Source organism: Colwellia sp. MB02u-6, from assembly GCF_014077095.1.
GTDB lineage: Bacteria > Pseudomonadota > Gammaproteobacteria > Enterobacterales > Alteromonadaceae > Cognaticolwellia.
The window spans coordinates 1-378 of the sequence record NZ_JACGVG010000002.1 but is presented as its reverse complement, the minus strand read 5'-3'; the positions used below and the strand labels follow the sequence as shown (position 1 = coordinate 378).

Sequence of the window (378 nt, the reverse complement as noted above, 5' to 3'; positions counted from 1 at the left end):
TCAACATCACTCACTGTTGGAATAAAGCTATAAGCAGCATCTTCCGCTACGGTGGTGGCTGGCGTACCAGAAATTATCGGTGCATCATTAGTATTTGACACTGTGATAGTAAATGCCGCTAAGCTCACTGTTGCATTCGCAGCATCTTTGACACTAATGACAATACCAGCAGTTATACCCACATCGGTATTCGTTGGTGTACCCGTTAAACCACCTGTTAAAGTACTAAATATTGCCCAGCTAGGTTTATTAGTAATGCTAAAGCTTTGAGTATCACCTGCATCAACATCACTCACTGTTGGAATAAAGCTATAAGCAGCATCTTCCGCTACGGTGGTGGCTGGCGTACCAGAAATTATCGGTGCATCATTAGTATTT

The 378-nt window shown here is 42.6% G+C and carries 1 protein-coding gene; it reads right to left on the bottom strand.

The window, feature by feature from the left end; translation table 11 throughout:
* Positions 1-378: putative Ig domain-containing protein (locus H4J46_RS00005; protein WP_182231556.1), on the bottom strand; the 378-nt coding region annotated here is incomplete at both ends.